23 protein-coding genes are annotated in these 25,475 nt (G+C 73.1%); 16 read left to right on the top strand and 7 right to left on the bottom strand.

Going from position 1 to position 25,475, the window contains the following annotated elements; all coding sequences use genetic code 11:
• Positions 1 to 44: 44 nt before the first annotated feature.
• Complete coding sequence (locus tag ACSP97_RS08745) at positions 45 to 1,235, top strand: acyl-CoA dehydrogenase family protein (protein ID WP_355152949.1); 1,191 nt, start codon at positions 45 to 47, stop codon at positions 1,233 to 1,235.
• Between the two features lie 37 nt (positions 1,236 to 1,272).
• Here ACSP97_RS08745 and ACSP97_RS08740 read toward each other — a convergent pair whose 3' ends face one another.
• Positions 1,273 to 1,710, bottom strand: coding sequence for a cell division protein SepF (locus tag ACSP97_RS08740; RefSeq protein ID WP_355530330.1), 438 nt, complete (start codon positions 1,708 to 1,710; stop codon positions 1,273 to 1,275).
• Between the two features lie 270 nt (positions 1,711 to 1,980).
• Between ACSP97_RS08740 and ACSP97_RS08735 the strand changes: the two genes are divergently transcribed.
• Complete coding sequence (locus ACSP97_RS08735; protein WP_358680857.1) at positions 1,981 to 3,225, top strand: DUF5685 family protein; 1,245 nt, start codon at positions 1,981 to 1,983, stop codon at positions 3,223 to 3,225.
• Between the two features lie 7 nt (positions 3,226 to 3,232).
• On the opposite strand, the gene ACSP97_RS08730 is transcribed toward ACSP97_RS08735, so the two are convergent.
• On the bottom strand, positions 3,233 to 4,153 hold the full coding sequence (locus tag ACSP97_RS08730) for an ABC transporter substrate-binding protein (protein ID WP_358680854.1): 921 nt from the start codon (positions 4,151 to 4,153) through the stop codon (positions 3,233 to 3,235).
• 469 nt (positions 4,154 to 4,622) lie between these two features.
• On the opposite strand from ACSP97_RS08730, the gene ACSP97_RS08725 reads away from it, so the two are divergent.
• The 10 genes from ACSP97_RS08725 (at position 4,623) to ACSP97_RS08680 (ending at position 18,361) form a co-directional block, all read left to right on the top strand.
• Positions 4,623 to 5,480, top strand: coding sequence for an amino acid ABC transporter permease (locus ACSP97_RS08725; protein WP_355530339.1), 858 nt, complete (start codon positions 4,623 to 4,625; stop codon positions 5,478 to 5,480).
• Positions 5,477 to 7,234 carry an FAD/NAD(P)-binding protein gene (locus ACSP97_RS08720; protein ID WP_440557003.1) on the top strand — a complete coding sequence of 586 codons (1,758 nt, stop codon included), beginning with the start codon at positions 5,477 to 5,479 and terminating at the stop codon, positions 7,232 to 7,234. Before ACSP97_RS08725 ends, ACSP97_RS08720 begins: the two co-directional genes overlap by 4 nt.
• Positions 7,235 to 7,263: 29 nt before the next feature.
• Positions 7,264 to 8,025 (top strand): amino acid ABC transporter ATP-binding protein, encoded by a 762-nt coding sequence (locus ACSP97_RS08715; protein ID WP_355152940.1) that lies wholly within the window; start codon positions 7,264 to 7,266, stop codon positions 8,023 to 8,025.
• A gap of 44 nt (positions 8,026 to 8,069) precedes the next feature.
• Positions 8,070 to 8,942, top strand: a complete 873-nt coding sequence (locus ACSP97_RS08710; protein WP_388295753.1) for an FMNH2-dependent monooxygenase — start codon at positions 8,070 to 8,072, stop codon at positions 8,940 to 8,942.
• Complete coding sequence (locus ACSP97_RS08705) at positions 8,939 to 9,721, top strand: DUF1684 domain-containing protein (protein ID WP_358275807.1); 783 nt, start codon at positions 8,939 to 8,941, stop codon at positions 9,719 to 9,721. The genes ACSP97_RS08710 and ACSP97_RS08705 overlap by 4 nt, the downstream gene beginning before the upstream one ends.
• A gap of 213 nt (positions 9,722 to 9,934) precedes the next feature.
• Positions 9,935 to 10,834, top strand: coding sequence for a S1 family peptidase (locus tag ACSP97_RS08700; protein ID WP_355152936.1), 900 nt, complete (start codon positions 9,935 to 9,937; stop codon positions 10,832 to 10,834).
• 342 nt (positions 10,835 to 11,176) lie between these two features.
• Complete coding sequence (locus ACSP97_RS08695; protein ID WP_355152935.1) at positions 11,177 to 12,259, top strand: S1 family peptidase; 1,083 nt, start codon at positions 11,177 to 11,179, stop codon at positions 12,257 to 12,259.
• A gap of 241 nt (positions 12,260 to 12,500) precedes the next feature.
• Entirely contained in the window at positions 12,501 to 15,953 is a 3,453-nt protein-coding gene (locus ACSP97_RS08690; RefSeq protein ID WP_355328193.1) for a DNA polymerase III subunit alpha, read from the top strand.
• Positions 15,950 to 16,993 (top strand): DNA polymerase Y family protein, encoded by a 1,044-nt coding sequence (locus ACSP97_RS08685; RefSeq protein ID WP_358275801.1) that lies wholly within the window; start codon positions 15,950 to 15,952, stop codon positions 16,991 to 16,993. Before ACSP97_RS08690 ends, ACSP97_RS08685 begins: the two co-directional genes overlap by 4 nt.
• A 507-nt stretch (positions 16,994 to 17,500) precedes the next feature.
• The gene (locus tag ACSP97_RS08680) at positions 17,501 to 18,361 is read left to right on the top strand and encodes an esterase/lipase family protein (RefSeq protein WP_355328195.1); all 861 of its coding nucleotides are present in this window, start codon (positions 17,501 to 17,503) and stop codon (positions 18,359 to 18,361) included.
• A 17-nt stretch (positions 18,362 to 18,378) separates the two neighbouring features.
• Here ACSP97_RS08680 and ACSP97_RS08675 read toward each other — a convergent pair whose 3' ends face one another.
• Positions 18,379 to 18,513: a hypothetical protein gene (locus tag ACSP97_RS08675; RefSeq protein WP_355152928.1), complete on the bottom strand. Its 135-nt coding sequence runs from the start codon at positions 18,511 to 18,513 to the stop codon at positions 18,379 to 18,381.
• A gap of 111 nt (positions 18,514 to 18,624) precedes the next feature.
• On the opposite strand from ACSP97_RS08675, the gene ACSP97_RS08670 reads away from it, so the two are divergent.
• Positions 18,625 to 19,245: a class I SAM-dependent methyltransferase gene (locus tag ACSP97_RS08670; RefSeq protein ID WP_355152926.1), complete on the top strand. Its 621-nt coding sequence runs from the start codon at positions 18,625 to 18,627 to the stop codon at positions 19,243 to 19,245.
• A gap of 16 nt (positions 19,246 to 19,261) precedes the next feature.
• On the opposite strand, the gene ACSP97_RS08665 is transcribed toward ACSP97_RS08670, so the two are convergent.
• Positions 19,262 to 19,762: a DUF402 domain-containing protein gene (locus ACSP97_RS08665; RefSeq protein WP_355530358.1), complete on the bottom strand. Its 501-nt coding sequence runs from the start codon at positions 19,760 to 19,762 to the stop codon at positions 19,262 to 19,264.
• On the bottom strand, positions 19,743 to 20,672 hold the full coding sequence (locus ACSP97_RS08660; RefSeq protein WP_440556998.1) for an N-acetyltransferase family protein: 930 nt from the start codon (positions 20,670 to 20,672) through the stop codon (positions 19,743 to 19,745). Before ACSP97_RS08660 ends, ACSP97_RS08665 begins: the two co-directional genes overlap by 20 nt.
• A gap of 71 nt (positions 20,673 to 20,743) precedes the next feature.
• Between ACSP97_RS08660 and ACSP97_RS08655 the strand changes: the two genes are divergently transcribed.
• The gene (locus ACSP97_RS08655; protein WP_355328201.1) at positions 20,744 to 21,112 is read left to right on the top strand and encodes a GntR family transcriptional regulator; all 369 of its coding nucleotides are present in this window, start codon (positions 20,744 to 20,746) and stop codon (positions 21,110 to 21,112) included.
• Between the two features lie 375 nt (positions 21,113 to 21,487).
• Here ACSP97_RS08655 and ACSP97_RS08650 read toward each other — a convergent pair whose 3' ends face one another.
• Both ACSP97_RS08650 and ACSP97_RS08645 read right to left on the bottom strand, forming a co-directional pair.
• On the bottom strand, positions 21,488 to 22,258 hold the full coding sequence (locus ACSP97_RS08650; RefSeq protein WP_440556995.1) for a DUF72 domain-containing protein: 771 nt from the start codon (positions 22,256 to 22,258) through the stop codon (positions 21,488 to 21,490).
• A 15-nt stretch (positions 22,259 to 22,273) separates the two neighbouring features.
• Positions 22,274 to 23,368, bottom strand: coding sequence for a DUF5925 domain-containing protein (locus ACSP97_RS08645; RefSeq protein WP_355530365.1), 1,095 nt, complete (start codon positions 23,366 to 23,368; stop codon positions 22,274 to 22,276).
• A gap of 271 nt (positions 23,369 to 23,639) precedes the next feature.
• On the opposite strand from ACSP97_RS08645, the gene ACSP97_RS08640 reads away from it, so the two are divergent.
• Positions 23,640 to 24,443: an SGNH/GDSL hydrolase family protein gene (locus ACSP97_RS08640; RefSeq protein ID WP_355152915.1), complete on the top strand. Its 804-nt coding sequence runs from the start codon at positions 23,640 to 23,642 to the stop codon at positions 24,441 to 24,443.
• Between the two features lie 592 nt (positions 24,444 to 25,035).
• Positions 25,036 to 25,317 (top strand): hypothetical protein, encoded by a 282-nt coding sequence (locus ACSP97_RS08635; RefSeq protein ID WP_146465408.1) that lies wholly within the window; start codon positions 25,036 to 25,038, stop codon positions 25,315 to 25,317.
• The last annotated feature ends 158 nt before the right edge of the window (positions 25,318 to 25,475 follow it).

The following is a 25,475-nucleotide window of genomic DNA, read 5'->3' as shown; positions in this document are numbered from 1 at the left end:
GCGCCGTGTGCCGCAGTGTGCCTGACTGTCCCGGAGGGTGTTCCATGTCCGCGTCCGCGAAGCTGCCCCCGTTCGACGCCGCCGATCCGCTCGGGATCGACGACCTGCTGGACCCGGAGGACCTGGCGATCCGGGACACCGTCCGCGGCTGGGCGGCCGACCGCGTGCTGCCGTACGTCGCCGACTGGTACGAGAAGGGCGAGCTGCCGCGGATCCGGGAACTCGCCCGGGAGCTCGGCGCCCTCGGCGCCCTCGGCATGTCCCTGACCGGGTACGGCTGCGCGGGTGCCACGGCCGTGCAGTACGGCCTCGCCTGCCTGGAGCTGGAGGCGGCCGACTCGGGCATCCGCTCGCTGGTCTCCGTGCAGGGCTCCCTCGCCATGTACGCGATCCACCGCTTCGGCAGCGAGGAGCAGAAGCGTGAATGGCTGCCGCGGATGGCGGCCGGCGAGGTGATCGGCTGCTTCGGCCTGACCGAGCCTGACCACGGTTCCGACCCCGCCTCCATGCGCACCCACGCCAAGCGCGACGGCGCCGACTGGGTGCTCAACGGCCGCAAGATGTGGATCACCAACGGCTCGGTCGCCGGGGTGGCCGTCGTCTGGGCGGCGACCGAGGAGGGCATCCGCGGCTTCGTCGTACCGACCGGTACGCCCGGCTTCTCGGCGCCCGAGATCAAGCACAAGTGGTCCCTGCGCGCCTCCGTCACCAGTGAACTCGTCCTGGACGACGTACGGTTGCCCGGCTCCGCCGTGCTGCCGGAGGTGGTCGGGCTGCGCGGCCCGCTGAGCTGTCTGTCGCACGCCCGCTACGGCATCGTCTGGGGCGCGATGGGCGCCGCGCGCAGCAGCTTCGAGGCGGCCGTGGAGTACGCGAAGACCCGCGAGCAGTTCGGGCGGCCCATCGGCGGCTTCCAGCTCACCCAGGCCAAGCTCGCCGACATGGCGGTCGAACTGCACAAGGGGATTCTGCTCGCCCACCATCTGGGGCGGCGGATGGATGCCGGGCGGCTGCGCCCGGAACAGGTCAGCTTCGGCAAGCTGAACAACGTCCGCGAGGCCATCGAGATCTGCCGTACGGCGCGCACGATCCTCGGTGCCAACGGGATCTCGCTCGAATACCCGGTGATGCGGCACGCGACCAACCTCGAATCGGTGCTCACCTACGAGGGCACCGTCGAGATGCACCAGCTGGTGCTGGGCAAGGCGCTCACCGGGATCGACGCGTTCCGGTGAGCCCCCGGGCGGGGCGGGGCCGGTGAGCGGCCCCGCCTCAGCTCTGGTTGAAGAAGCCGTCGGAGCGGTGCGCGGACGCGTCACCGCTGATGATCTCCGTGTCGGCCGGGGTCAGCAGGAACACCCGGTTGGAGACCCGGTCGATGGAGCCGCGCAGGCCGAAGATCAGCCCCGCCGCGAAGTCCACGACCCGCTTGGCGTCGCCGGGCTCCATGCCGGTCAGGTTGACGATGACCGGGACCCCCTCCCGGAACAGCTCGCCGATGGCACGGGCGTCCCGGAAGCTGTCCGGGGTGACCGTGGCGATCCGGCGCCCCTTGTCCTGGGCCGTGTCCGTGGCCACCTGCACCCGAGGGTCGGTCACCCAGGCGTCCCTGGACGCGGTGCCCTCGGAGTAGTCGTCGTCGTAGTAGCGCTCGTCATCGTTGTCGTCGACGAGGCCGAGCCACGCACTCGCCTTGCGTACCGATCCCATGGACGCCTCCTCTCACAGCGGTCTCTCGTGCTTCCGCACCTTCCCCTATGGTCATCCATGATGCTGACAGCGCGCCAAGTGGATAGTCGCCGCGCGGGGGGTTTGTGACGGTACTGGTGCACAGCCGATCCGTCGAGACACCTTGTCCCCCAAGGGTTGTGACACGTACGGCTGCTGACTGTGAGTGAAATATGATGGTCGGCGGCGGATGGGTGACACGCGGTGCGTCCGGGTGAGACAGACGCCAGGTCAACACTCGGGGGGATCGCGGTGTTCGGAATAGTCAGACCCTGCGCGCACCGGCTCGGGGAGCGCTTCACGAACGAGTGGATGGCGCACCTGTGCGGACTCTGTCTCGCGCTGCGCGGCGACCACGGTCAGCTGGCGCGGATCGTCACCAACTACGACGGCCTGCTGATATCGGTGTTGACGGAGGCTCAGCTCGGCCCTGCCGAGGGCGGCCGGCGCACCGCCGGACCCTGCGCCCTGCGCGGGATGCGGACGGCGTCCGTCGCCCAGGGCGAGGGCGCGCGGCTCGCCGCCGCCGTCTCCCTGGTGCTGGCCGCGGCGAAGGTCCGCGACCATGTCGCCGACCGGGACGGACTGCTGGCCCGCAGGCCGGTGGCCGCCGCCGCCCGCAAGGTCGCCGCGAGCTGGGGGCGGGCCGGGGCGCACAGCGGGGCGGCGGTCGGCTTCGACACCGGCGTCCTGGTGGCCGCCGTCGACCGGCAACTCGGCATCGAGACCCTGGCCGGGCCCGGCACCCCGATCCTGACCGTCACCGAGCCCACCGAGACGGCCACCGCCGCCGCCTTCGCCCACACCGCGCACCTGGCCGGCCGGCCCGGCAACGCGGCGCCGCTCGCGGAGGCCGGGCGGCTGTTCGGGAGGCTCGCCCACCTGCTGGACGCGGTGGAGGACCAGGCGGCCGACGCCCGCACCGGCGCCTGGAACCCGCTCACCGCGACCGGCACCTCCCGCGAGGAGGCCCGGCGGCTCGCCGACGACGCCGTGCACGGCATCCGACTCGCCCTGCGCGACGCCGAGTTCGGTGACGGGAGACTGGCCCACCTGCTGCTGGTGCACGAGCTGCCGCGGTCGGTGGACCGGGCGTTCGGCACGACGTCCTGCGGCCACGCCGCACCCGAGGCCGCCTTCGGGCCGCCCACGGGCCCGTACGCGCCGGGGGACCCGGGCACCCAGGGGAACCCGTACGGCAACCCCTACGGAAACCCCCAGGGCCGGCCCCCGGGCGACCCGTACGGCGGGCCGCCGAAGGGCCCGGACAAGCGGGGCTTCTGGCTCGGCTGCGCCGCTGCCCTCGGGCTGTGCTGCACCTGCAAGGCGTGCTGCGCCGACGAGTTCGAGGGCCCCTGGTCGGGCAAGCGGCGCGAGGGCTGCCGCTCCGTCTGCTCGGACATGGACTGCGGCGACTGCAAGGACTGCTGCGACGTCTGCGAGTGCTGCGGCAACTGCTGCAGCTGCTGCGACGGCGACTGCGGGTGCGACTGCTGACCGGCGCTCAGTTCTTGATCTCGGGCGGGGAGATCCGCGACCGGTCGATCGCCGAGCCGGTCGTGCCCCACTTCTTGAGGATCCTGTCGTAGGTGCCGTCGGCGATCAGCCGGTTCACCGCCGCCTGGAAGGCCGGCGCCAGCTTGGTGCCCTTCTTGAAGGCGAAACCGACGTCCAGGCGGTGGAACTCGTTGAGGAACTTCAGGCCCGGCTGCTGGGCGACGGCGTAGCGCAGGCCGTTGATCGTGGACATCACGATGTCGCTGCGGCCCTGCTGCACCGAGGACCAGATCGCGCTCGGCTCGGCGTACGTCTGCACCTGGTACGGCTTCTTGCCCGCGTCGGTGCACAGGTGCCTGTTCTCCTCCAGGGTCGCCTCGAACGTCGTCCCCGCGCCGGTCGCCACGTTCAGCCCGCACAGCTGCCGCAGATCGGTGATCTTCGACAGCTTGCTGTCCTTGCGGGTGGCGAAGCCCTGGCCGTCGTTGACGTAGGTGACGAAGTCGATGGTCCTGCGGCGCTCGTCGGTGACCCCGAAGTTGCTCGCGCCGACGTCGTACTTGCCGCTGTCCAGGGCGGGCAGGATCGCCTCGAAACTCGCCTGGTCCACCGTCAGGTCGATGCCGAGGACCTTGGCGACGGCCTTGGTGAAGTCGACGTCCTGGCCGGTCAGCGTCTTGCCGTCGGACAGATAGGTGGTGCCGGGCGGGGTGCCGCCGACGCTGATCGCGACGGTGAGGCGAGTGGTGCCCGCGGGCAGCAGCCGCGCCGCCGCCGGGTCCTTCTTCTCGGCCGACACCACGTCGGTGGTCGGCACCGCGTCCGACTTGGCCGCCACCCCGGAGGCGTCCGCCCCGCCGGTGCCGGCGGAGCCGGCACCGCAGGCGGTGAGGAACAGGGCGGCCGAGGTGATGGCGGCAAAGGGCATGACATATCGATAAATCGGCGTACGCATCGACTGCGGTCTCCTGAAGGCGGAAAAGGGCGTGCGAGAGCGCGAGGGGAGGGGAGGAACGCGTGTGAAGGCGAGGTACCGCGTGGAGGAAAGCGGGAGGAGAAACGGAGAGCGCGAAGGACGCCCGCCGGACGCGGGCGCACGCAGGGGGTCAGCTCAACAGGAGGAGGACCACACGCGACCGAAGTCGATGTGGGAGCGGGTGACCAGCCACTGCTGTGGATGCATGGGCCAAGTGGAACAGGCATCCGGTTCCGCGTCAACCGGCTTGAGACGTAGCGCTCACAGTATGGACACCCTTGACAGCGCGGGCGACCGCTTGCGTACTCTCGGTGCACGGCCCTGCTGAGGGGCTCGGCCGTATCCGCGCCGCCCGGCGGCGCGCCCCGTGTGAAGGCACCACCCGTTCCGACGTTCGACCATCGCGTCACGGAGCCTTCGCATGTCATCCGACACCCTCGCCCAAGCCCCCGCCGCCCCGGAGATACCCGGGCCCGCGGGCGTCCCCCGGATCGTGCCCCAGCGCCGCTACGGCCAGTGGACCGCCGCCGCCGTCGTCCTCGTCCTGCTCGCCCTCGCCGTCACCTCCGTCGTCCGCAACCGGGCTTTCCAGTGGGACGTCGTCGCCGCGTACTTCACCACCGGTTCGGTGCTGCGCGGGCTGTGGCTCACGCTGTGGCTGACCGCCGTGGTGATGGTCCTCGGCTTCGCCCTCGGCACCCTGCTCGCCGCCTTCCGGCTGTCCGCCAACCCCGTGCTGCGCGCCGTCGGCTGGGGATACGTCTGGCTGTTCAGGTCCATCCCGGTGCTGGTGCAGCTGCTGCTGTGGTTCAACATCGGGGCGCTGTACCCGCAGGTGCTCGGCGTGAAGACGGTCAACCTGCTCAGCCCGGTCGCGGTCGCCATCATCGGGCTCACCCTGCACGAGGCCGCCTACGCCGCCGAGGTCGTCCGCGGCGGCATCCTCTCCGTCGGCCGGGACCAGATCGAGGCCGCCCAGGCACTCGGCCTGAGCCGGTGGCGCCGCGGGTGGCGGATCGTGCTGCCCCAGGCGATGCGGTCCATCGTGCCGCCCGCCGGCAACATGCTGATCGGCACCCTCAAGGGCACCTCGATCGTCAGTGTCATCGCCGTCAACGACCTTCTGTTCTCTGCCCAGTTGATCTACCACCGCACCTATCAGGTGATCCCGCTGCTGATGGTCGCCACCCTTTGGTACGCGGTCGTCACCACCCTGCTCGGCATCGGCCAGCACTACGTCGAGAAGCACTACGCCCGCGGCACGGAGCAGGCCCGATGAGGCCCCAGCTGGTGATCGTGGGCGCCGGTCCGCGGGGGACCGGCCTCCTCGAACGCATCGCCGCCAACGCCCCCGAGCTGTACGCCGGTTCGGGCCTCGACATCCATCTGGTGGACCCGCACCCGCCGGGCGGCGGGCGCATCTGGCGGCAGGAGCAGTCGCCGCTGCTGTGGATGAACTCGCACGCCGAGGACGTCACCATGTTCACCGACGACACGGTGCGCATGGACGGCCCGGTGCGCGAGGGCCCCACCCTGCACGAGTGGGCCGCACTGGACGGCCGCACCTTCGCCGACCGCCGGATCCAGGGCCGCTATCTGCGCTGGGTGTACGAGCGGGCCCGGGCCGCACTGCCCCCGGACATCACCGTCCACCACCACCCCACCCGCGCCCTGCGCGTCGGCGGTCCCCGCGACGGGCGCCAGCAGGTCTGGCTGGCGGGCCGGTCCCGCCCGCTCCCGGCCGATCTGGTGATCCTCGCCCTCGGCCACCTCGACGCCGAACTCGACCCGGAACAGGCCCGGTTGGCCGCACACGCCCGCACCCACGGCCTGACGCACCTGCCGCCCGACTTCACCGCCGACACCGACCTGTCCGCGCTGAGGCCCGGCGAACCGGTGCTCGTCCGGGGCTTCGGGCTGGCCTTCGTCGACCTCATGGTGCTGCTCACCGAGGGCCGCGGCGGCCGGTACGACGGCGACACCTACCTCCCCTCGGGACGCGAGCCGGTGCTGTACGTCGGCTCGCGGCGCGGCGTGCCGTACCACTCGAAGATCGGCTACGACTGGACCGGCGACCGGCCCCCGCTGCCCCGCTTCCTCGGTCCCGCCGAGACCGACGCCCTGCTGGCCCGGCCGGACGGCTTCGACTTCCGGCGCGATGTGTGGCCGCTGGTGGAGAAGGAGCTGGGCTTCGCCCACTACCACCGGCTGTTCACCGCCCACCCGGAGCGCACGGCCACCGCCTGGGCCGACTTCGAGGAGGGGTACACGGCCGCCGGCGACCCCGCCGAGCTGGCCGCGCTCGTCGCCGCCGCCGTGCCCGACCCGGCCGACCGGCTCGACCTCGCCGCGCTCGACCACCCGCTGGCCGGGGTGCGGTACGCCTCGCCGGAGGACTTCCAGGACGGCCTGCGCGCCTATGTCGAAGCGGACCTGAAGCGCCGTCACGACCCGGCGCACAGCGCGGACCTGGGCGTCTTCCTCGGGCTGCTGTCCGTCTACGGGCAACTGGTGCGGCTCGGGGACATCGGACCCTGGTGGCACGGGTTCTTCAGCTATCTGGCGTCCGGCCCGCCCGGTCCCCGGCTGCGGCAGATGCTCGCACTCTCCCGGGCCGGCCTGCTGCGCTTCCTCGGCGCCGACATGACCGTCACCGCCGAGGACGGGGCGTTCCGGGCGGCCAGCCCCACCGTGCCGGGACACTCCGTCACGGCCCGCGCCCTGGTCGAGGCCAGGCTGCCCGCGCCCACCGTGGGCCGCGCCCGCGACCCCCTGCTGCGCGCCCTGCACGCCGACGGCGCCGCCGAGACCCCCGAGGGCCTGCTCCGGGTGGACCCGCGCGACGGCCGTCTCCTCGACGGCGCCGGGCGCCCGCACCCCCGGCGCTTCGCGCTCGGCCCCTACACCGACGCCCGCACCCCCGGCGCCTTCACCCGGCCGCGCACCGGCGGACCCGCCTTCCGGCAGAACGACGCCACCGCCCGGACCGCCCTGTCCTTCCTGCGGGCCCGGACCGGCCGCGCCGCCGCCTGAACGCCCGCCACAGACAAAGGAATTGACCCATGACCGTCATGGTCGACATCAGGTCGGTGCACAAGAGCTTCGGCTCGCTCGACGTCCTCAAGGGCATCGACCTCCAGGTCCGCACCGGCGAGGTGACCGTCGTGCTCGGGCCCTCCGGCTCCGGCAAGTCCACGCTGCTGCGCACCATCAACCACCTGGAGAAGGCGGACCGGGGCGAGATCACGGTGGACGGCGCGCCGGTCGGTTACCGGCGCACCGGCGACCGGCTGTACGAGCTGCCCGAGCGCGAGGTACTGCGCCGGCGCACCAAGATCGGCTTCGTCTTCCAGAACTTCCGGCTCTTCCCCCATCTCACCGTCCTGGACAACGTGGTCGAGGCACCGGTGTCCGCGCTGAAGCGGCCCCGCGCACAGGCGGAGGCGCAGGCGCACCGGCTGCTCGCCCGGGTGGGGCTGGCGGACAAGGCCGACGCGTACCCCGCGCAGTTGTCCGGCGGGCAGCAGCAGCGCGTCGCCATCGCACGGGCGCTGGCGCTGGAGCCCCGGCTGCTGCTCTTCGACGAGCCGACCTCGGCGCTCGATCCCGAGCTGGTCGGCGAGGTGCTGGACGTCATCCGCGATCTCGCCGCCCAGGGCACCACGATGATCGTCGTCACCCATGAGATCGCGTTCGCGCGGGAGGTCGCCGACACGGTGGTGTTCATGGCCGACGGCCGGATCGTCGAACAGGGGCCGCCCGAGGCGGTGCTGGCCGCACCGCGCGAGGAGCGCACGCGGGCGTTCCTGGCGAAGGTGCTGTGAGAACGGCACCGGCCGGGCGGACGAGCGGGCGGTACCGGCGGGGCATGCTGCATCTCGCCGCCGCCGTCGAGCCGCCCGAGGGTCCCGGCGCCGGGCCGTACGCGGAGCTGGCACGGCTCGCCGAGCACGGCCGGCTGGACTTCGTGACCCTGGGCGACCCGGCCGGGCGGCCCGGGCCCGAGGCGCTGGACCTGCTGGGCCGGGTGGTGCCGGCGACCCGGCGGATCGGACTGGTGCCCGCCCTCGCCGAACCCTGGCCGGTGCCGGCCGCCCTGGCCGGGGCGGACTGGATCGGCCGGGGCCGGGCCGGCTGGCGGATCACGGTGCCGCAGGCCGGGGCCCGGCCGCCCGTCCGCCGGGTCGCCGGGCCGGTGTCCCGGCCGCCGCACGGTCACCCCGTCCGCGTGGTCGACGCGGACACGAAGCAGGGCCGGACGGCCGCCGCCCGCTACGCGGACGTGGCCCTGGTACCCGCCGCGACCCCGGCGCAGGCCGCCGCCGTCTGCGATGAACTGCGGTCGACGGCGACCGCGTCGGGGCGCGATCCGGCGGCCCTGCGGGTCCTGGTGAGCCTGCGGGTGGACCTCGGCGGCGGGGAGCAGGCCGCCGAACCCGGGCATGGCGGGGGCGGTCCCCGGCCCAGCCCGATGGGCCCGCTGTACCGGGGCGGGCCGGTCGACCTCGCGGATCTGGTCGCCGCCTGGCACACCGAGGGGGCCGCCGACGGCTTCCACCTGGTCCCCGTCGAGCCCCGCCGTGATCTGGAACGCCTGGTCAACGGCACGGTGGCGCTGCTCCAGCATCGCGGCCTGTTCCGCACCTTCTATCCGGGCGGCACCCTGCGCGAGCACCTGGGTCTGGCCCGGGGAGAGAACACCACCCACCGAACCGGCGGACAAAAGGAAGAGATGGTATGACCACCGACGCGGCCGACGAGTGGAAGCAGTGGCGCCGGAAGCGGGAGGAGTCGGTCACGGCCCCCTACGGGCCGCTCGCGCTGACCGCCACCCACTGGCTGGAAGACCATCCGGAGGGGCGACTTCCGGACATTCCAGGGAGCTGGGTGGCGGACGGTCAGGGTGTTGTGCTGACGGCCACCGAGGCCGACGGGCTGCGGGTGGACCGCCGGCCCTTCCACGGGGAGATCCGGCTGGTCGCCGACGGTGACCCGGAGGCCGCCGCGCGGGTCTCGCACGGTGAGAGGCGACTGGCGGTGCTGGTCCGCGAGGGGGTCTGGGGAGTGCGGGTCCTCGACCCCGGCGCCGACGCGCGCCGGGCCTTCCGGGGCATCGAGGCCACCGCGTACGACCCCGGCTGGGCGGTGCCGGGCGGCTTTACGGCGTACGACGCGCAGCGCACCGTACGGGTCGGCAACGCGGACGGCCGTGCCCGCGGCTTCGCCCTCGCCGGGGAACTCTCCTTCACCCTGGGCGGCGTCGGGCGGACGCTGAAGGTGGCACGCCGGGGCGAGGGGCCGCTGTGGGCCGTCTTCGCCGACGCCACCAGCGGAGACAGCAGCTTCCGGTTCCGCTTCCTGTACGTGGACGCGCCGGACGGCGAGGGCCGTACGACCGTCGACTTCAACCGCGCCCAACTCCCGCCCTGCGCCTTCACCGAGCACTCGCTGTGCCCCTTCCCGCCGCCCGGCAACACGCTGGACGTGGCCGTTCGGGCGGGGGAGCGGAGGCTGCTCTGACACCGGGATGCCAGGGCACGGCGACCTTTGGGCAAAGGAGGTCTAAAGTCCGACGGCCGAAAGGCACCCTTGTGCCTACCGGGCGTTCGGCCGAATACTCCCCTTCAGCGGTTGTCAGGGACATGTACATCGTCATCCGATGGCACCCCTGGCTGCGCCTCACCGGGCCCCGACCCCACGCGGGCCCCCTACTTCCCTTGGAGGGAACGAGAAGTGAGGATCAAGCGCACCACTCCCCGCGGCGGCACGGCGAGACGGACCCGGCTGGTCGCCGTGGCCGCGGGCTTCCTGGCCGCGGCCGCGTTCGCCGCCCCCACCGCGAACGCGAGCGAGGTCCACCCGTTCAGCGCCGCGCAGCTCACCCAGGCGAGCGACTCGGTGATGAAGGCGGACGTCCCCGGCACCGCCTGGGCCGTCGACCCCGCGACCAACCGTGTCGTCGTCACCGTCGACAGCACGGTCTCCCAGGCCGAGATCGCCAAGATCAAGAAGCAGGCCGGCACCGACGCGGGCGCGCTCGCCATCAAGCACACGCCCGGTACGTTCAAGCCGCTGATCAGCGGCGGCGACGCCATCTACGGCGGCCAGTACCGCTGTTCGCTCGGCTTCAACGTGCACAGCGGCAGCACGTACTACTTCCTGACCGCCGGGCACTGCGGCCAGGTGGCCTCCACCTGGTACAGCAACTCCGGGCACACCACCACGCTGGGCACCAACGTGGGCTACAGCTTCCCGGGCAACGACTTCGCCCTGGTCAAGTACACCAACTCCTCGATCGCGCACCCGAGCGCGGTCGGCAGCCAGACCATCTCCAGCGCGGCCACCCCGAGTGTGGGCCAGACCGTCTACCGGCGCGGCTCCACCACCGGTACGCACAGCGGCAAGGTCACCGCGCTCAACGCCACCGTCAACTACGGCAGCGACGGCATCGTCTCCGGCCTGATCCAGACCACGGTCTGCGCCGAGGGCGGCGACAGCGGCGGCCCGCTGTACAACGGCTCCACGGCCTACGGTCTGACCTCCGGCGGCAGCGGTGACTGCACCTCCGGCGGCACGACCTTCTTCCAGCCGGTCACCGAGGCCCTGAACTACTACGGCGTCACGCTTCCCTGACGCCCCGGCCCCGGCCGCGATGGTGACGAGCCCCCGCACACATTCCTGTGTGCGGGGGCTTCTTCGTGTCCGGGCCGTGAAGGAAGGGGAAAGGAACAAGCCATGTGTTCCCGTCACGTTGGGGTGAGAGTTACTCGCTCGTAGTATTTGCGGCACGAAATTCCCTGGGTGGTGACGGGCGGTCATGCGGGAACGGGTGTGCGCAAGCCGTTGCCGTGCGCGTCCGGAAGTCGGTCTTGTGTGTCCCCTGTGGGGTTCGGAAGAGTGGGCGCCCGTCAACCAGCCTTCAGGTCGTCGGGTCCCCACAACCCGGACGGCCATCCCCCCACAGGAGGACGTGAGTTGAAGCACCGACGCATACCCGGGCGACGGCTCGTCATGACCGGCGCGGGCATCGCCGCGCTGGCCTTGGCAGGGGTCACCTTGCAGAATGCGAACGCCAGCGAGCCCGCGAAGTCCGTGGCGCAGCCCCGGCCGCTGTCCGCTCCGGCGGCCGCGAACCTGGCCGCCACACTGAGTTCGCACCTCGGCGGCGGCGCCGCGGGCAGCTACTACGACGCCAAGGCCAGGAGCCTCGTCGTGAACGTGCTCGACGAGACCGCCGCGAAGACCGTCGAGGCCTCGGGCGCCAAGGCCAGAATCGTCGCCCACTCGCTCGCCGAACTCGACGGCGCCCGCGCGACGCTGAAGAAGGACGCGACCATCCCGGGCACGTCCTGGGCCACCGACCCGGTGTCGAACAAGGTGGTCGTCACGGCCGACAGGTCGGTCACCGGCGCGCGCTGGGCCAAGCTGAGCAAGGTGGTCGAGGGGCTCGGCGGCAAGGTCGAACTGAAGCGCTCCCGGGCGGAGTTCAAGCCCTTCATCGCCGGCGGTGACGCCATCAACGGCTCCGGCGGCCGCTGCTCGCTCGGCTTCAACGTGGTCAAGGGCGGCCAGCCGTACTTCCTGACCGCCGGGCACTGCACCGCGTCCATCTCCACCTGGTCGGACGCCGACGGCAACGAGATCGGGCAGAACGCGGAGTCCCACTTCCCGGGCACCGACTACGGTCTGGTCAAGTACACCTCGGACGCCGGCCACCCGAGCGAGGTCGACCTGTACAACGGCTCGACCCAGAAGATCACCGGGGCGGCCGAGGCCACGGTGGGCATGAAGGTCACGCGCAGCGGGTCCACGACCCATGTGCACGACGGCACAGTCACCGGCCTGAACGCCACCGTGAACTACCAGGAGGGCACGGTCGGCGGGCTGATCCAGACCGACGTCTGCGCCGAGCCCGGCGACAGCGGCGGCTCCCTGTTCTCCGGCAGTGACGCGATCGGCCTGACCTCCGGCGGCAGCGGCGACTGCACCTCCGGCGGTGAGACCTTCTTCCAGCCGGTCACCGCGGCCCTGACGGCCACGGGCACCGAGATCGGCTGACCGCCGCCCGGTTCCCCTCCCGACGCCCCGCCCCGGTCTCCCCGGGGCGGGGCGTCGTCGTCTTCGCCCCCGCTCCGGGGCAGCCGCTTTCCGGCCACCGCCTCACTCCCCGCAATCGATCGCCTACTTGTTCGAATGTAGTCGCTGACCGGCGGTGATGGGGTTACAGTATTCGAACGAGCGTACGATGGACGGATCGGATGGAATGGCCGAAAAGGGGTGGGTGTGAGGGAGGTGCGGCATGGCGGGCTTCGCTCATCTGCATGTCGCGTCCGGTTACTCCGCCCGCTATGGCGCCGCGCACCCGGAGCAGCTGGTGCGCAGGGCGGCCGAGCGGGGGGTGGAGGCGCTCGCGCTCACCGACCGGGACACGGTCACCGGCGTTGTTCGATTCGTACGGGCGTGTGCGAAGGAAGGGGTGCGGCCGGTCCTCGGCGTCGATCTCGCGGTCGAGGGGATCGCCCCGCCGCCGCCCGCCCTGCGCCGGCGCACCCCGGCGCGCGGTGGTGCCCATGTGGTCGAGCCGCCGCTGCGGGTCGTGCTGCTCGCCCGGGACCGGGAGGGATGGGCGCGGCTGTGCCGCATCACCTCGGCCGCCCACGCCGACGCGCTCGGCGGCACGGCCCCCGTGGTGCCGTGGGCCGCGCTGCGGGAGCACGGCGGCCCCGGCCTGACCGTTCTGCTCGGCCCGCTCTCGGAGCCGGTGCGGGCGCTGGCGGTGGGCCGGGAGGACGTCGCGGTGCGGCTGCTGGCGCCCTGGCGGGAGGTCTTCGGGCGCGGGGTCCGGCTGGAAGTCGTCGCGCAGAAACGTTCCGGCATCGGTCCGGGGTCCCTGCGGCTCGCCGCCCGCACCCTCGCGCTCGCCGACCGCACCGGCACCACCGCCGTCCTCTCCAACGCCGTCCGCTACGCCGACCCCGGCCAGCACCGCCTCGCCGACGTCCTGGACGCCGCCCGGCTGCTGCGGCCCATCGACCGGCGCCGCCTGGACAGCGGGCAGCGCTGGCTCAAGGGCGAGCGGGAGATGACGGTCCTCGCCCGCATGGTCGCCGAGTGCGCCGGAGCCGACGAGCGACGGGCCCGCCGGCTGCTCGCGGACACCGCCGCAACGGCCGCCGAGTGCACCCTCGACCCCGGCCCCGACCTTGGCCTGGGCACCCCGCACTTCCCGGAGCCCGCCCTCTTCGGCGCCGACCCCGGAGCCGACGGCGCCGCCCGGCTGCTGCGCCGGCGCAGCGAGGAGGGCCTGGCCCGGCGGGGCCTCGACCGGGACCCGGCGGCGCTCGCCCGCCTCGACGAGGAACTCGCCGTGATCTCCCGGCTGCGCTACGACTCGTACTTCCTCGCCGTCGGCCAGGTCGTCGCCGACATCCGGGCCAAGGGCATCCGGGTCGCGGCCCGCGGCTCGGGCGCCGGTTCACTGGTCTGCCACGCGCTGGGCATCGCCACCGCCAACCCGCTCGACCACCACCTGCTGTTCGAACGCTTCCTCAGCGTGCGCCGGGCCTCGCTGCCCGACATCGACATCGATGTGGAGTCCGCGCGCCGCCTGGAGTGTTACGACGCGATCTTCGAACGGTTCGGCAAGGAGCGGGTGGCGGTCACCGCCATGCCCGAGACCTACCGCGCCCGCCGGGCCCTGCGGGACACCGGTCTCGCCCTCGGCATCGCGCCCGCGGAGGTGGACCGGATCGCCAAGAGCTTCCCGCACCTGCGCGCCGCCGACATCACCGGCGCCCTCGCCGAGCTGCCCGAACTGCGCGCACTGGCGGCCGAGGCGCCCCGGTTCGGGCCGCTGTGGGAACTGGCCGAGGGACTCGACTCGCTGGTCCACGGCATGGCCATGCACCCCTGCGGCGTGGTCATCAGCGACGCCACCCTGCTGGACCGGCTGCCGGTGCAGCCCACCCCGCAGGGCGACTACCCCATGGCCATGGCCGCGAAGGAGGAGATCGAGGCGCTCGGCAACATCAAGCTCGACGTCCTGGGTGTGCGGATGCAGTCCGCGATGGCCCATGCCGTCGCCGAGATCGAACGGACCACCGGCGAACGCATCGACCTGGACGATCCCGCACAGGTGCCGCTCGACGACGTCTTCGCGTTCAAGCTGATCCAGGAGAGCCAGACCCTCGGCCTGTTCCAGTTGGAGTCGCCCGGCCAGCAGGACCTGCTGTCCCGGTTGCAGCCGCGCAACCAGCAGGACGTCATCGCCGACATCAGCCTCTTCCGCCCCGGCCCGGTCGCGGGCGGCATGCCCGAGCGGTACATCGCCGCCCGCCACGGCGGCGCGCCCGCGTACGCCCACCCGGACCTGGAGCCGGTGCTCGCCGACACCTACGGCGTGACCATCTGGCACGAGCAGATCATCGAGACGCTGCGGGTGCTGACCGGGTGCGACCGGGCCTTCGCGGAGATCACCCGGCGGGCGCTCGGCGAGAAGGAACGGCTGCCCGAGATCAGGGAGTGGTTCGGGCAGCGGGCCCGCGCGCGCGGCTACGACGCGGCCGTGCGGGACGAGGTGTGGAAGACGATCGAGGCCTTCGGGGCGTACGGCTTCTGCCGGGCGCACGCCGTCGCCTTCGCCGTACCGGCCCTGCAGAGCGCCTGGCTCAAGGCGCACCACCCGGCGTTCCTGCTGGCCGGACTGCTCGAACACGACCCCGGGATGTGGCCCAAGCGGGTCCTGGTCTCCGACGCGCGCCGGCGCGGGGTGCCGGTGCTGCCCGTCGACGTCAACCGTTCCCGGGCGCGGCACACCGTGGAGAAGACCGACGGGGGGCGGTGGGGCGTACGGCTCGCGCTGTCCGCCGTGCACGGGATCGGCGAGCAGGAGTGCGCGCGGATCGAGGAGGGACAGCCGTACGGTTCGCTGTCGGACTTCTGGCAGCGGGCCCGGCCCAGCCGGCCGGTCGCCGAGCGCCTCGCGGAGATCGGCGCGCTGGGCTGTCTGCACGACGGCCGGCTCACCCGCCGTGATCTGCTGCTCCAGATCGCCGAGCTGCACCGGGCCGCCCGCGGCCGGTCCGCGGGCGCCGGCCAGCTCCCCCTGATCGCGGGCGCGGTCGGCGGGGCGGAGCCGAGCGGGCTGCCGGAGATGACCGGGCGCGAGGCGCTCGGCGCCGAGCTGAACAGCCTCGGCATCGACGTCTCCCGGCACCTGATGGAGCACCACCACCGGTTGCTGCGGGAGATCGGCGCGACCGACGCGGCGCACCTGGCCGGGCTGCGGGCCGGGCAGCAGGTGCTCGTGGCGGGGGTGCGGGCCTCGACCCAGACCCCGCCGATCGCCAGCGGCAGGCGGATCATCTTCGTCACTCTGGAGGACGGCTCCGGCCTGGTCGACCTGGCGTTCTTCGAGGACTCCCACCCGGCCTGCGCCTACACCGTCTTCCACAGCGGGCTGCTGCTGGTGCGGGGCACGGTCCAGGTGCGCGGCAGTCGCCGTACCGTCGTCGGCACCATGGCCTGGGACCTCGACCGGATCGCCGCCGCCCGCCGGGACCACGGCCCCGAGGCCGCGCTCGCCCTCCTCGGCGAGCGCCGCCCGCACCCGACGCCCGCCCAGCCGCGGCGCACCCTGGCCAACGGCACCACCGGCGCCCGGCTGCATCCGTACGCCGATCTGCTGCCCGCCGGCAGCCGGTCGGCCGACCTGAAGAAGTTCGGTTACACCAGTCCGGGGAGCGCGGGATGAGCATCCGTCAGCGGCACATCGCCCATCTTCATCTGCACGCCGCACTGAACGAGGAGCAGTACGAAGACGTAATCGAACTGATGTCTGGTATCACGCCTCATGTGCAGGCCGTACCGCCCGACGCCGTCCAGCTGGACCTGACCTCGGCGCTGCGGTACTTCGACCTGTCGCCCTACGACCTGGTCCAGACGACGATGATGCGGCTGAAGGCCCTCTACGGCATCGACAGCAGCGCCGGGCTCGCGGGCAACCGGATGCTGGCGGCCATGGCGGCCGACGCGTCGGCGCCGGGGGAGACCACCTGGGTGCCCGCCGACCGGGCCGCCGAGTGGCTCCACCCGCGCCCGGTCACCGCGCTGCCCGGGATCGGCCGCACCACCGCGGCGACCCTCGGCCGGTACGGCCTGCACCACATCGGCCAGATCGCCGACCTGCCCCCGGCGACCCTGCAACGCCTCCTCGGCACCGGCCAGGCCCGGCTGCTGGCCGAGCGGGCCCGCGGCCACGACCCGCGCCCCGTCACGCCCCGGGAACCGGCGGCGCACCTGACCGCCGACCTCGTGCTGGAGCGGGACTGCCTCGACCCCGCGGAGCAGCACCGGTCCGTCCTCGGGCTCGCCGACCGGATCGGCCAACTCCTGCGCGGCGAACGGCAGGTGACCGGCCGGCTCACCCTCACCGTGCGCTACGCCGACCGCAGTTCCAGCACCCGTACGCGCACCCTGCCGGAACCCACCGACCACTCGCCGGCCCTCGCCGCGGCGGCCCTGGGGCTGCTGGCCTCCCTGGGCCTGCAACGGGCCAGGGTCCGCGCGTTCACCCTGCGCGCCGACGGTCTGCGCCCGGCCGCCGAGGCCTGCCGCCAGCTCTCCTTCGACCCCACCGACCAGCGCGCCCGCGCCGCCGAGGCCGCCGCGGACCGGGCCCGCCACCGCTTCGGCCCCGACGCGGTGCGCCCGGCCGCCGTCACCCCGGGCCCGGCGCTCCGCCTGGCCCGCGGCGCGCGCCCGCGGACGGTCGGCCGGCCGACGGCGGTGTGAACCACCCCGCCCGGCGGCCCGGTCGGCCCAGTCGACCCACGGCGGCGCGATCCAGCCGCCGTCGGCCGGCCGGGCGGTGAGGCCGGCCGGGTTCTCCACGGTGAGGGTGGACCCGGCGCGCACGCTCCCGGTGTCTCCCGCGCGCACCGGTGTGCGCCGGGGCCCGGGTGCCGGCCGGTATCTGCCCGCGCCAGGCGCACCGTTGCCCGCTTCCGGTGCGCGGGCGGCGGAAGCCGCCGCCGAGGCGGCCGGGTCCTGGGGCGGGCTGCCGGGCGAGGGGGAGATGCGGGGCGCTGCGGGAGGAGTCGGCGCGGATCGCGCCCCGGAGGCGGTGCGGCCCGTCTGGTGACGGGAGGTCAGGCGGCCGGAGCCGTGGGAAGTTTTACCCGCGCGTAACTTCACAGTCCGGCTACCCGCTCGTAACTTGACGAATGAACAGCATCCTCGTGATCCGGATCACCGGGACAGGCCACCGCCGTACCCCTTGACCCGCAAGGAGATCACCCGATGCTGCCCTGGAAGCGCGTGCTCGGACCCCTCGCCGCCCTGCTCCTGTCCGCCGCCGCCGTCACCCTCCCCGCCACGGCCGCGCACGCCGACACCGCCGTCCACACCGGCTGGAACGACTACTCCTGCAAGCCCTCCGCCGCCCACCCCCGCCCCGTCGTCCTGGTGCACGGCACCCTCGGCAACTCGGTCGACAACTGGCTCGGGCTCGCCCCTTACCTGGAGGCCCGCGGATACTGCGTCTTCTCCCTCGACTACGGCCAGCTGCCCGGCGTCCCCGTCTTCCACGGGCTCGGCCCCATCGACCAGTCGGCCGCCCAGCTGTCGGCCTTCGTGGACCAGGTGCGCTCCGCGACCGGTGCCGCCAAGGTCGACCTCGTCGGGCACTCGCAGGGCGGCATGATGCCCCGCTACTACCTCAAGTTCCTCGGCGGCGCGGCCAAGGTCGGCTCGCTCGTCGGCATCGCCCCCGACAACCACGGCGCCACCCTCAGCGGCCTCACCAACCTGCTGCCCTACTTCCCCGGCGCCGAGGACCTGGTCAAGGCCACCACCCCCGGCCTCGCCGACCAGATACCCGGCTCCGCCTTCCTCACCAAGCTCAACGCGGGCGGCGACACCGTGCCCGGCGTGCACTACACGGTCATCGCCACCCAGTACGACGAGGTGGCCACGCCCTGGCGCAGCCAGTACCTCAGCGGCTCCGACGTCCGCAACGTGCTGCTCCAGGACCTGTGCCCGCTCGACCTCTCCGAGCACCTGGCGATCGCCCTGACCGACCGGATCACGTTCCACGAGGTCGCGAACGCCCTCGACCCGGCCCACGCGAGCCCCACCACCTGCGCCTCCGCCATCGACTGACGCGGGCGCTCACCGGGTCAGCCGTCGGGCCACCAGGTGCGTGCGATGTCCTTGCGCACCTCGGGCCGACCCGCGGGGCGCTCCTCCGCCTCCTCGCGGATCCGGCGGCTGTCCGTCCTCTTCAGGGGCTTGGGCACGGTCGTACGGCGCATCGGTGCCTCCTTCGGCGACCGCCGGGTTCCGTGGTGCCACGGGGACGGTCGCTGCTGGTGAGCGTTCCCCATCGATCCGGCGCTGTCAGTGGCGTGTGTCACTCTCCGGCCATGACCGATGAGCACGAGCACACAGTGACGACTGCCCCGCCCGTGGACTGGGATGCGCAGGCCGCCCGATTCGACGCCGAACCCGACCACGGCCTGCGCGACCCCGAGGTACGGGCCGCCTGGGCGGCCAGACTCCGGTCCTGGCTGCCCGGGCACCCCGCCGACGTGCTCGACCTCGGCTGCGGCACCGGCAGCCTGTCGCTCCTCGCGGCCGGGCAGGGACACCGGGTGACGGCCGTCGACCTCTCCCCGGCGATGGTCGAACGGGCCCGCGCCAAGCTCGCCGGCCGCCCCGCGGAGGTGCTGTGCGGACCGGCCGAGGCCCCGCCGGTGGGGCGGCTCCGGTTCGACGTCGTCCTCGTACGGCATGTGCTGTGGACGCTGCCCGACCCGGCCCGGGCACTGCGCCACTGGCGGGAGCTGCTGCGCCCGCACGGCCGGTTCGTGCTGGTCGAGGGCGTCTGGGGCACCCTGCACCCCGTCGGCATACCGGCCGGCCGGCTCACCGCGCTGCTCGCGCCGCTGGCGGCCGACGTACGCGTGGAGCGGCTGTCCGGCGACCCGGTGCTGTGGGGCAAGGAGGTGACCGACGAGCGGTACGCGGTGGTGGCGGCCGTATGAGGCGCGAGGAGGAGTCTCAGGCCAGCAGTTCCGCGAAGCCGCCCTCGCGGGCCAGGCGCTCCAGGTCGTCGAGGGCGGCCACGGCCGCCCGCGCCGCCCCCGGGTCCGCCTCGGCCAGCCCGCTCGCCGCGAACTCGTCCTCGTCCAGCCGCCGTACGTCCCCGCCGTCCGCCGAGCGCCACAGATCCAGGTCCAGGTCCTCCACCGTCAGCTCCGCGCCGGTGCGCACCGCGGGCCGGGTGATGTCGCAGTACCAGCCCTTGACGGAGCCGCCCGCGGCGCGCACCTCCTTCACCGCGTACCACCGGTCGCGCCAGTAGTACTCGGTGAACACATCGCCCGGCTCGAAGCGGACGAAGCCGAAGTCGCGGACGCCGGAGCCCGCCCAGGGCGCCCGGACCACGATCCGGGTCCCGTCGTCGCCGAGCAGCCCGGCCGGGTAACGGATCTTCGTGCGGCCTCCCTTGACCAGGGCGATCGTCAAGTCGGCGGTGGTTTCAGGAGAGTTCGCGGACATAGTGGACCTCCGTGGCGCGGATCCGGTAGCCGAGCCACTCGTTGATGGCGATCATGGGGCCGTTGCCGGCGTCGTTGCCCGTGAATGCCTCGGTGACGCCGGCGGCGCGGGCGCGGTGCAGGGTGTGCAGCTTGGCGAGCTTGGCCAGGCCCCGGCCGCGGTGGGCGCGGGCGGTGCCGGTCATCGCGCTGGAGCAGCGGCCGTCGCCGTCGGTGTAGGCCATGCTGAACGCGACCGGACGGCCGTCGACGCACGCCGCCATGGTCAGCTCGCGGTCCAGCAGGGGATGGCGCCAGGTCCGGGCGAGCCAGTCCGCGTAGCCCCGGGACTCGTAGGCGATCTCGCCCGGCTCGTCCAGCATCGTCTCCGTGTCCAGTTCGAACAGCGGGCGCGGATCGTCCGCGAACTCCGCGGCCGTGCGCAGCTCGACGCCCGGCGGGGTGGGCGGGAGCGGCGGGAGCGCGGTGCCCGCCAGGTCCAGGCGCAGGAAGTGCGCGGACCGGCCGGCGCGGTAGCCGTGCCGCTCGGCGAAGGCGCGGTTGCCCGGCTCGTCGAGGACCCAGCTGTACACCTTGGTCGCGCCGATCGAGGCAAGGTGCTCCTCGGCCGTGCGCAGCAGCAGCCCGCCCGCGCCGCAGCCCGCGCGGTCCGGGCGGACGTAGACGTTCAGCAGGCCCTGGCCCGGCTCGTCGCTGTCGTACGCCAGCAGCACCTGGGCCGTGCCGATCACCTCGCCGTCCTCCTCCGCGATCAGCGGGCGGTAGCGGGCGTCGGGATGGGTGTGCAGCGCGTTGTGCCGGACCGAGTCCGAGGTGAAGAGGATGTACGGCAGGGCGAGTCGGCGCACCCGGGCGAAACCCTCGGTGTCGCCGGGAGCTTCGGGACGCAGGTCACGCACGATCACTGTCATGGGCAGGGACCGTACGGGCAGACGTGCGGGGATGCCTCTCATTTTTCCGCGGGTGCGGGAGAATCGGGGCCGTGAGCCTGAAGATCCGCATCGATGACAGCGCGCCCCCGTACGAGCAGGTGCGGGCGCAGATTTCCGAGCAGGCGCGGTCGGGGGTGCTGCCGGTGGGGTACCGGCTGCCGACCGTGCGGGGACTGGCCGAGTCCCTGGGGCTCGCGGTGAACACGGTGGCCAAGGCGTACCGGGCGCTGGAGGGCGACGGGGTGATCGAGACCCGGGGGCGCCGCGGCACGTACGTGGCCGCCGCCGGGTCGGCCGCGCAGCGCGAGGCGTCCTTGGCCGCGCAGGCCTACGCCGACCGGGCCCACCGGCTGGGGCTCGGGAAGGACGAGGCGCTGGCGGCGGTACGGGACGCGCTGCGGGCGGCGTACGAGGGCTGAAAAGGCCGGGACACCCGGCGCTCACGCGGCGACGCGCGGCCGCGGCGCCCCGGCCGCCCCACGCCGAAGGACCGGCGCCGACCCTGGTCGTCCTCCCCGCCGTCCCGGCGCGAGTCCCGTGCCATCGACCACATGCCCATGGCCGGCACCCCGAGGACGGCGACCAAGAGCGTCGAGGCGAGCAGCAGCTGGACGCGCTCGGTGATGTTCCGCGCCTTCACGTGGACGGCCCCGAAGTCGAGTTCGAAGCCGCCGCCCGGGGTGGCGGACGCGCCGTCGGCGCTTCAGCCATGGGGGGCAGCAGACAGGATCGCGGACAGCGCGTCAGATTCCCGGATACCGGGACCATCGGACGGCCGGGAAACCGAGCCCGCGCTACCGGTGTGCCGCCGGCTCCGGTGTCCGTGTCGTCGACAGGCCCGCCTTCCTCGCCGCCCGTGCGAAGGCCACCGCGTCCGCCACCGCCGCGCCGCCGGGGTCGTTGTTGAAGTAGGCGTACACGTCCTCGCCGTCGGGCCAGTTCGTGGCGATGCGGTCGACCCAGGTCTCCAGGGAGCGCCGGCCGTAGCGGGGCCAGGGACGGGCGCGGCCCTGGTGGAAGCGGACGTAGCCCCAGTCGGCGGTGCGCCACAGCGGGGTGACCGGGCGGGCCAGGACGTCGGCCCAGCACAGGGCCGCGCCCCGGGCGGCCAGCACCTCGCGCACCCGCGGTGTCCACCAGGAGTCGTGGCGGGGCTCCACCGCGACCCTCGTACCGGCCGGGAAGCGGGCCAGACAGGCGTCCAGCAGGTCCGCGTCGGCCCGCAGGGTCGGCGGGAGCTGGAGCAGGACCGGGCCGAGGCGGTCACCGAGGCCCGCCGCGTGGGTCATCAGCCGGTGCACCGGCTCCTCGGGGTCCTTGAGCCGCTTGATGTGGGTGAGGAACCGGCTGGCCTTGACCGCGACCACGAAGTCCGGCGGCACCCGCACCCGCCAGGCGGCGAAGGTGTCGTACGACGGCAGCCGGTAGAACGCGTTGTTGATCTCCACCGTCGCGAAGAGACGGGTGTACTCCTCCAGCCACAGCCGCGCCGGGACCCCGGCCGGATAGACGAGGCCCCGCCAGTCCTTGTACTGCCACCCCGAGGTGCCGACGAACAAGGTCACGCCTTCATGAAAGCACTACAGGTACAGACCCGCGTCCGCGCCGGTGCGGGCGCCCGGCACCGAGGTCGGTGCGGTGCCCCGGCGCAGCGCGTACAGCTCCGCCAGGGTGGCGCCCTCCCGGCCGACGCCCTCCTCGGTGCCGAGCCAGTTCACCGCCTCGTCGCGGGTGAGCGGGCCGACCTCGATACGGGCCAGACAGCGGCCCGGCCGGACCACGGCGGGGTGCAGCCGCTCCAGGTCCTCGTTGGTGGTGACGCCCACCAGGACGTTGCGGCCCTGGCCGAGCAGGCCGTCGGTGAGGTTCAGCAGCCGGGACAGCGCCTGGCCCGCGGTGTGCCGGGCCTCGCCGCGGATCAGTTCGTCGCAGTCCTCCAGGAGCAGTAGCCGCCAGCGGCCCTTGCCCGTGCCGTCCTCCTCGCCGATCGCGATGTCCATCAGATAGCCGACGTCGGAGAAGAGCCGCTCGGGGTCGAGCACGCAGTCGACCTGGCACCAGTCGCGCCAGGAGCGGGCCAGGGTGCGCAGGGCTGAGGTCTTGCCGGTGCCGGGCGGGCCGTGCAGCAGCAGCAGGCGGCCCGCGATGTCCTCGGGGGTGGTCTTCATCAGCCGGTCCATCGCCTCGGCCACCGGCGCGGTGTAGTTGGGCCGGATCTCGGACCACGTGCCCGCGGAGATCTGCCGGGTGGTGCGGTGCGGGCCGCGGCGCGGGGAGACGTACCAGAACCCCATGGTCACGTTCTCCGGCTGGGGTTCGGGCTCGTCCGCCGCGCCGTCCGTGGCCAGGTCGAGGATGCGCTGGGCCAGTTCGGGGCTGGTCGCGGTCACGGTGACGTCGGCGCCCCGGTTCCAGCGGGAGACCAGCAGCGTCCATCCGTCGCCCTCGGCGAGGGTGGCGCTGCGGTCGTCGTCCCGGGCGACCCGCAGCACCTGGGCGCCCTCGGGCAGCAGGGTCGCGCCGGAGCGCACGCGGTCGATGTTCGCCGCGTGCGAGTACGGCTGCTCGCCCGTCGCGAAACGGCCGAGGAACAGCGCGTCGACGACGTCGGACGGCGAGTCGGAATCGTCGACGTGGAGCCGGATCGGCAGAGCGTCGTGCGGGTTGGCAGGCATGCCGCCATGATCCGCCACCGATGCCCTCCGCGCACGGCATTTCCACCGCTTGTCCCGGGTGTTCCGCGGATGTGTCGGTCCCCGGAAACCCCTTCCGTCGGGGACGGCTGACGCCTTGTCACCACACTTGGCATGTACGCGCAATAGATGGGCGGTAAACCTTTGGCGTCGGTCTTATGGAGAGTCAAAAATTCTTGGCATGAACACTTCCAGTCAACGCGCGTAGTTGCTACTCAAGTTGTCGCAGAGTTCCTGCTACTCGGGAGGTTCCATGAGACGTTCCAGACTCGCCGGTCTCGTCGCCCCGCTGCTCCTCGCCCTCGGCCTCGGCTTCACGCAGGCGGCGTCGGCACAGGCGGCCAGCAACAGCGGTGGCTATGTGGCGCTGGGTGACTCCTACGCCTCCGGCGTCGGCGCCGGCAGCTACATCAGCTCCAGCGGCGACTGCGACCGCAGCACCAACGCCGCCGCGTACCTGTGGAACGCCGCGCACAAGCCCGCCTCGTTCGCCTTCAACGCCTGCTCGGGCGCGACGACCGACGACGTGCTGGCCAACCAGCTCGGTTCCCTCAACTCGTCCACCTCGCTGGTGTCCATCAGCATCGGCGGCAACGACGCCGGCTTCGCGGACGTCATGCAGACCTGCGTACTCAGCTCCGACAGCACCTGTCTGTCGCGGATCTCCACCGCGACCTCGTACATCACCAACACGCTGCCCGGGAAGCTGGACAACGTCTACAACGCCATCCACTCCAAGGCGCCCAACGCCCGGGTGGTCGTGGTCGGTTACCCGCGCTTCTACCTGCTCGGCCAGACGTGCCTCGGCCTGTCCGACACCAAGCGGTCGGCCATCAACAACGCCGCCGACACCCTGGACGGCACCATCCAGTCCCGCGTCCAGGCCCACGGCTTCGTCTTCGGTGACGTCCGCTCCGCCTTCGCCAGCCACGAGATCTGCTCCGGCGACTCCTGGCTGCACAGCCTCAACGTCCTCGACGTCACCGAGTCCTACCACCCCACCGCCGCCGGCCAGTCGGGCGGCTACCTGCCGGCGCTCACCAACGCGGCCGGCTGACCCGAACGGGTGAGCCCCGCACGGGGCTGCACCGGGCCCGCCCTTCAGAGTGAACCAGCGGACGGACCCACGGCATCGATGTGAACTCCCGGTACTTCCCAGGCTCGTCCGCCGCGGCACGGCGAAGCGGCGGACGGGCCCGTGTGCGGTGGCGGGGCCCCGGCCGGGCGGGACCCCGCCACCGTGCCGTCGGGTGCGTGAGATGGCCCACGTTCCGGACCGCCGGCCGGCACCTGCCGCGGCCGGTCCGCCGCCGGGTCCATGGAGTGACCGCTTCCGTATCGCCGGGGGTCGATCGGCGCCCCGGGACTCCCGGCCGGGGCGGCGCGCCCCCGGCCGGCGCGGGGCGGGCGCCCGGGTGGGGCGTCACGCGCCGTGACCGTCGGGCCCGACGGCCGACCGGGCGCGAGCCGTCGGCCAGCCGGTTGTCCAACTCGCCCTGAAACCGGTCGCATTCGGAGAGTAGTCACCGAGGGTTGATCAACCCCCTTACGGGGAAGGTGAATCCCGTGGGCGAGATACACGTGTGCCCCAGTGGGGAGATAGGGTTACTCTGCCCGGGCCGGGTGGACTCGTACGGGTGGGGAGTGACATGGAACAGATAACAGTGCGCAGCAGGGCCAGGGTCCCTGCGATCACGTGCGGGAGCAGCGCGACCAGTTCGCGCCTCGACCGTCATCTGGCGGTGCTGGGCGGTCCCGCGATACCGCAGCAGAAGACCGTCGAGGCGACCTCGCTGATGCGGGAGCTGACGGCGCGCGACACCAGGCGGGGGCACAGCGACCGGCGCGCGCGGGTCGGCCGGGTCTCGCTCTTCGCGCCGCTGCGCCGGCTGCGCCGTTCGCTGTTCGGCGGTCACCGAAGCGGCCACTGAGGCCGCCGCGAGGCGGTCGCGGAGCGCCCTCGCCCCGCCCGACCGACCCGCGACCGGCCTGACCGGCCCCGCCTCGGTCACTGATCGGCCCCTTTGAGCGCCCACCCGGCGCTCACCGGGCGAACCGGCGGTCCCGGACCCCCGTCCAGGGCCCGCGC

It is taken from the genome of Streptomyces sp. SCPE 10, from assembly GCF_051980735.1.
In the GTDB taxonomy this organism is placed as follows: Bacteria; Actinomycetota; Actinomycetes; order Streptomycetales; family Streptomycetaceae; genus Streptomyces; species Streptomyces misionensis.
The sequence above is the reverse complement of the archived record's forward strand: the minus strand, read 5'-3'. Positions and strand labels throughout refer to the sequence as shown.

Excerpts from the sequence above, each read along its gene's own strand:
- ACSP97_RS08645 (WP_355530365.1), bottom strand. The coding sequence starts at position 23,368 with ATGCCTGCCAACCCGCACGACGCTCTGCCGATCCGGCTCCACGTCGAC.
- ACSP97_RS08685 (WP_358275801.1), top strand. The coding sequence starts at position 15,950 with ATGAGCATCCGTCAGCGGCACATCGCCCATCTTCATCTGCACGCCGCA.
- ACSP97_RS08675 (WP_355152928.1), bottom strand. The coding sequence starts at position 18,513 with ATGCGCCGTACGACCGTGCCCAAGCCCCTGAAGAGGACGGACAGCCGC.
- ACSP97_RS08730 (WP_358680854.1), bottom strand. The coding sequence starts at position 4,153 with ATGCCCTTTGCCGCCATCACCTCGGCCGCCCTGTTCCTCACCGCCTGC.
- ACSP97_RS08640 (WP_355152915.1), top strand. The coding sequence starts at position 23,640 with ATGAGACGTTCCAGACTCGCCGGTCTCGTCGCCCCGCTGCTCCTCGCC.
- ACSP97_RS08690 (WP_355328193.1), top strand. The coding sequence starts at position 12,501 with ATGGCGGGCTTCGCTCATCTGCATGTCGCGTCCGGTTACTCCGCCCGC.
- ACSP97_RS08670 (WP_355152926.1), top strand. The coding sequence starts at position 18,625 with ATGACCGATGAGCACGAGCACACAGTGACGACTGCCCCGCCCGTGGAC.
- ACSP97_RS08660 (WP_440556998.1), bottom strand. The coding sequence starts at position 20,672 with ATGACAGTGATCGTGCGTGACCTGCGTCCCGAAGCTCCCGGCGACACC.
- ACSP97_RS08725 (WP_355530339.1), top strand. The coding sequence starts at position 4,623 with ATGTCATCCGACACCCTCGCCCAAGCCCCCGCCGCCCCGGAGATACCC.
- ACSP97_RS08745 (WP_355152949.1), top strand. The coding sequence starts at position 45 with ATGTCCGCGTCCGCGAAGCTGCCCCCGTTCGACGCCGCCGATCCGCTC.
- ACSP97_RS08715 (WP_355152940.1), top strand. The coding sequence starts at position 7,264 with ATGACCGTCATGGTCGACATCAGGTCGGTGCACAAGAGCTTCGGCTCG.
- ACSP97_RS08720 (WP_440557003.1), top strand. The coding sequence starts at position 5,477 with ATGAGGCCCCAGCTGGTGATCGTGGGCGCCGGTCCGCGGGGGACCGGC.
- ACSP97_RS08665 (WP_355530358.1), bottom strand. The coding sequence starts at position 19,762 with ATGTCCGCGAACTCTCCTGAAACCACCGCCGACTTGACGATCGCCCTG.
- ACSP97_RS08710 (WP_388295753.1), top strand. The coding sequence starts at position 8,070 with ATGCTGCATCTCGCCGCCGCCGTCGAGCCGCCCGAGGGTCCCGGCGCC.
- ACSP97_RS08635 (WP_146465408.1), top strand. The coding sequence starts at position 25,036 with ATGGAACAGATAACAGTGCGCAGCAGGGCCAGGGTCCCTGCGATCACG.
- ACSP97_RS08680 (WP_355328195.1), top strand. The coding sequence starts at position 17,501 with ATGCTGCCCTGGAAGCGCGTGCTCGGACCCCTCGCCGCCCTGCTCCTG.
- ACSP97_RS08705 (WP_358275807.1), top strand. The coding sequence starts at position 8,939 with ATGACCACCGACGCGGCCGACGAGTGGAAGCAGTGGCGCCGGAAGCGG.
- ACSP97_RS08740 (WP_355530330.1), bottom strand. The coding sequence starts at position 1,710 with ATGGGATCGGTACGCAAGGCGAGTGCGTGGCTCGGCCTCGTCGACGAC.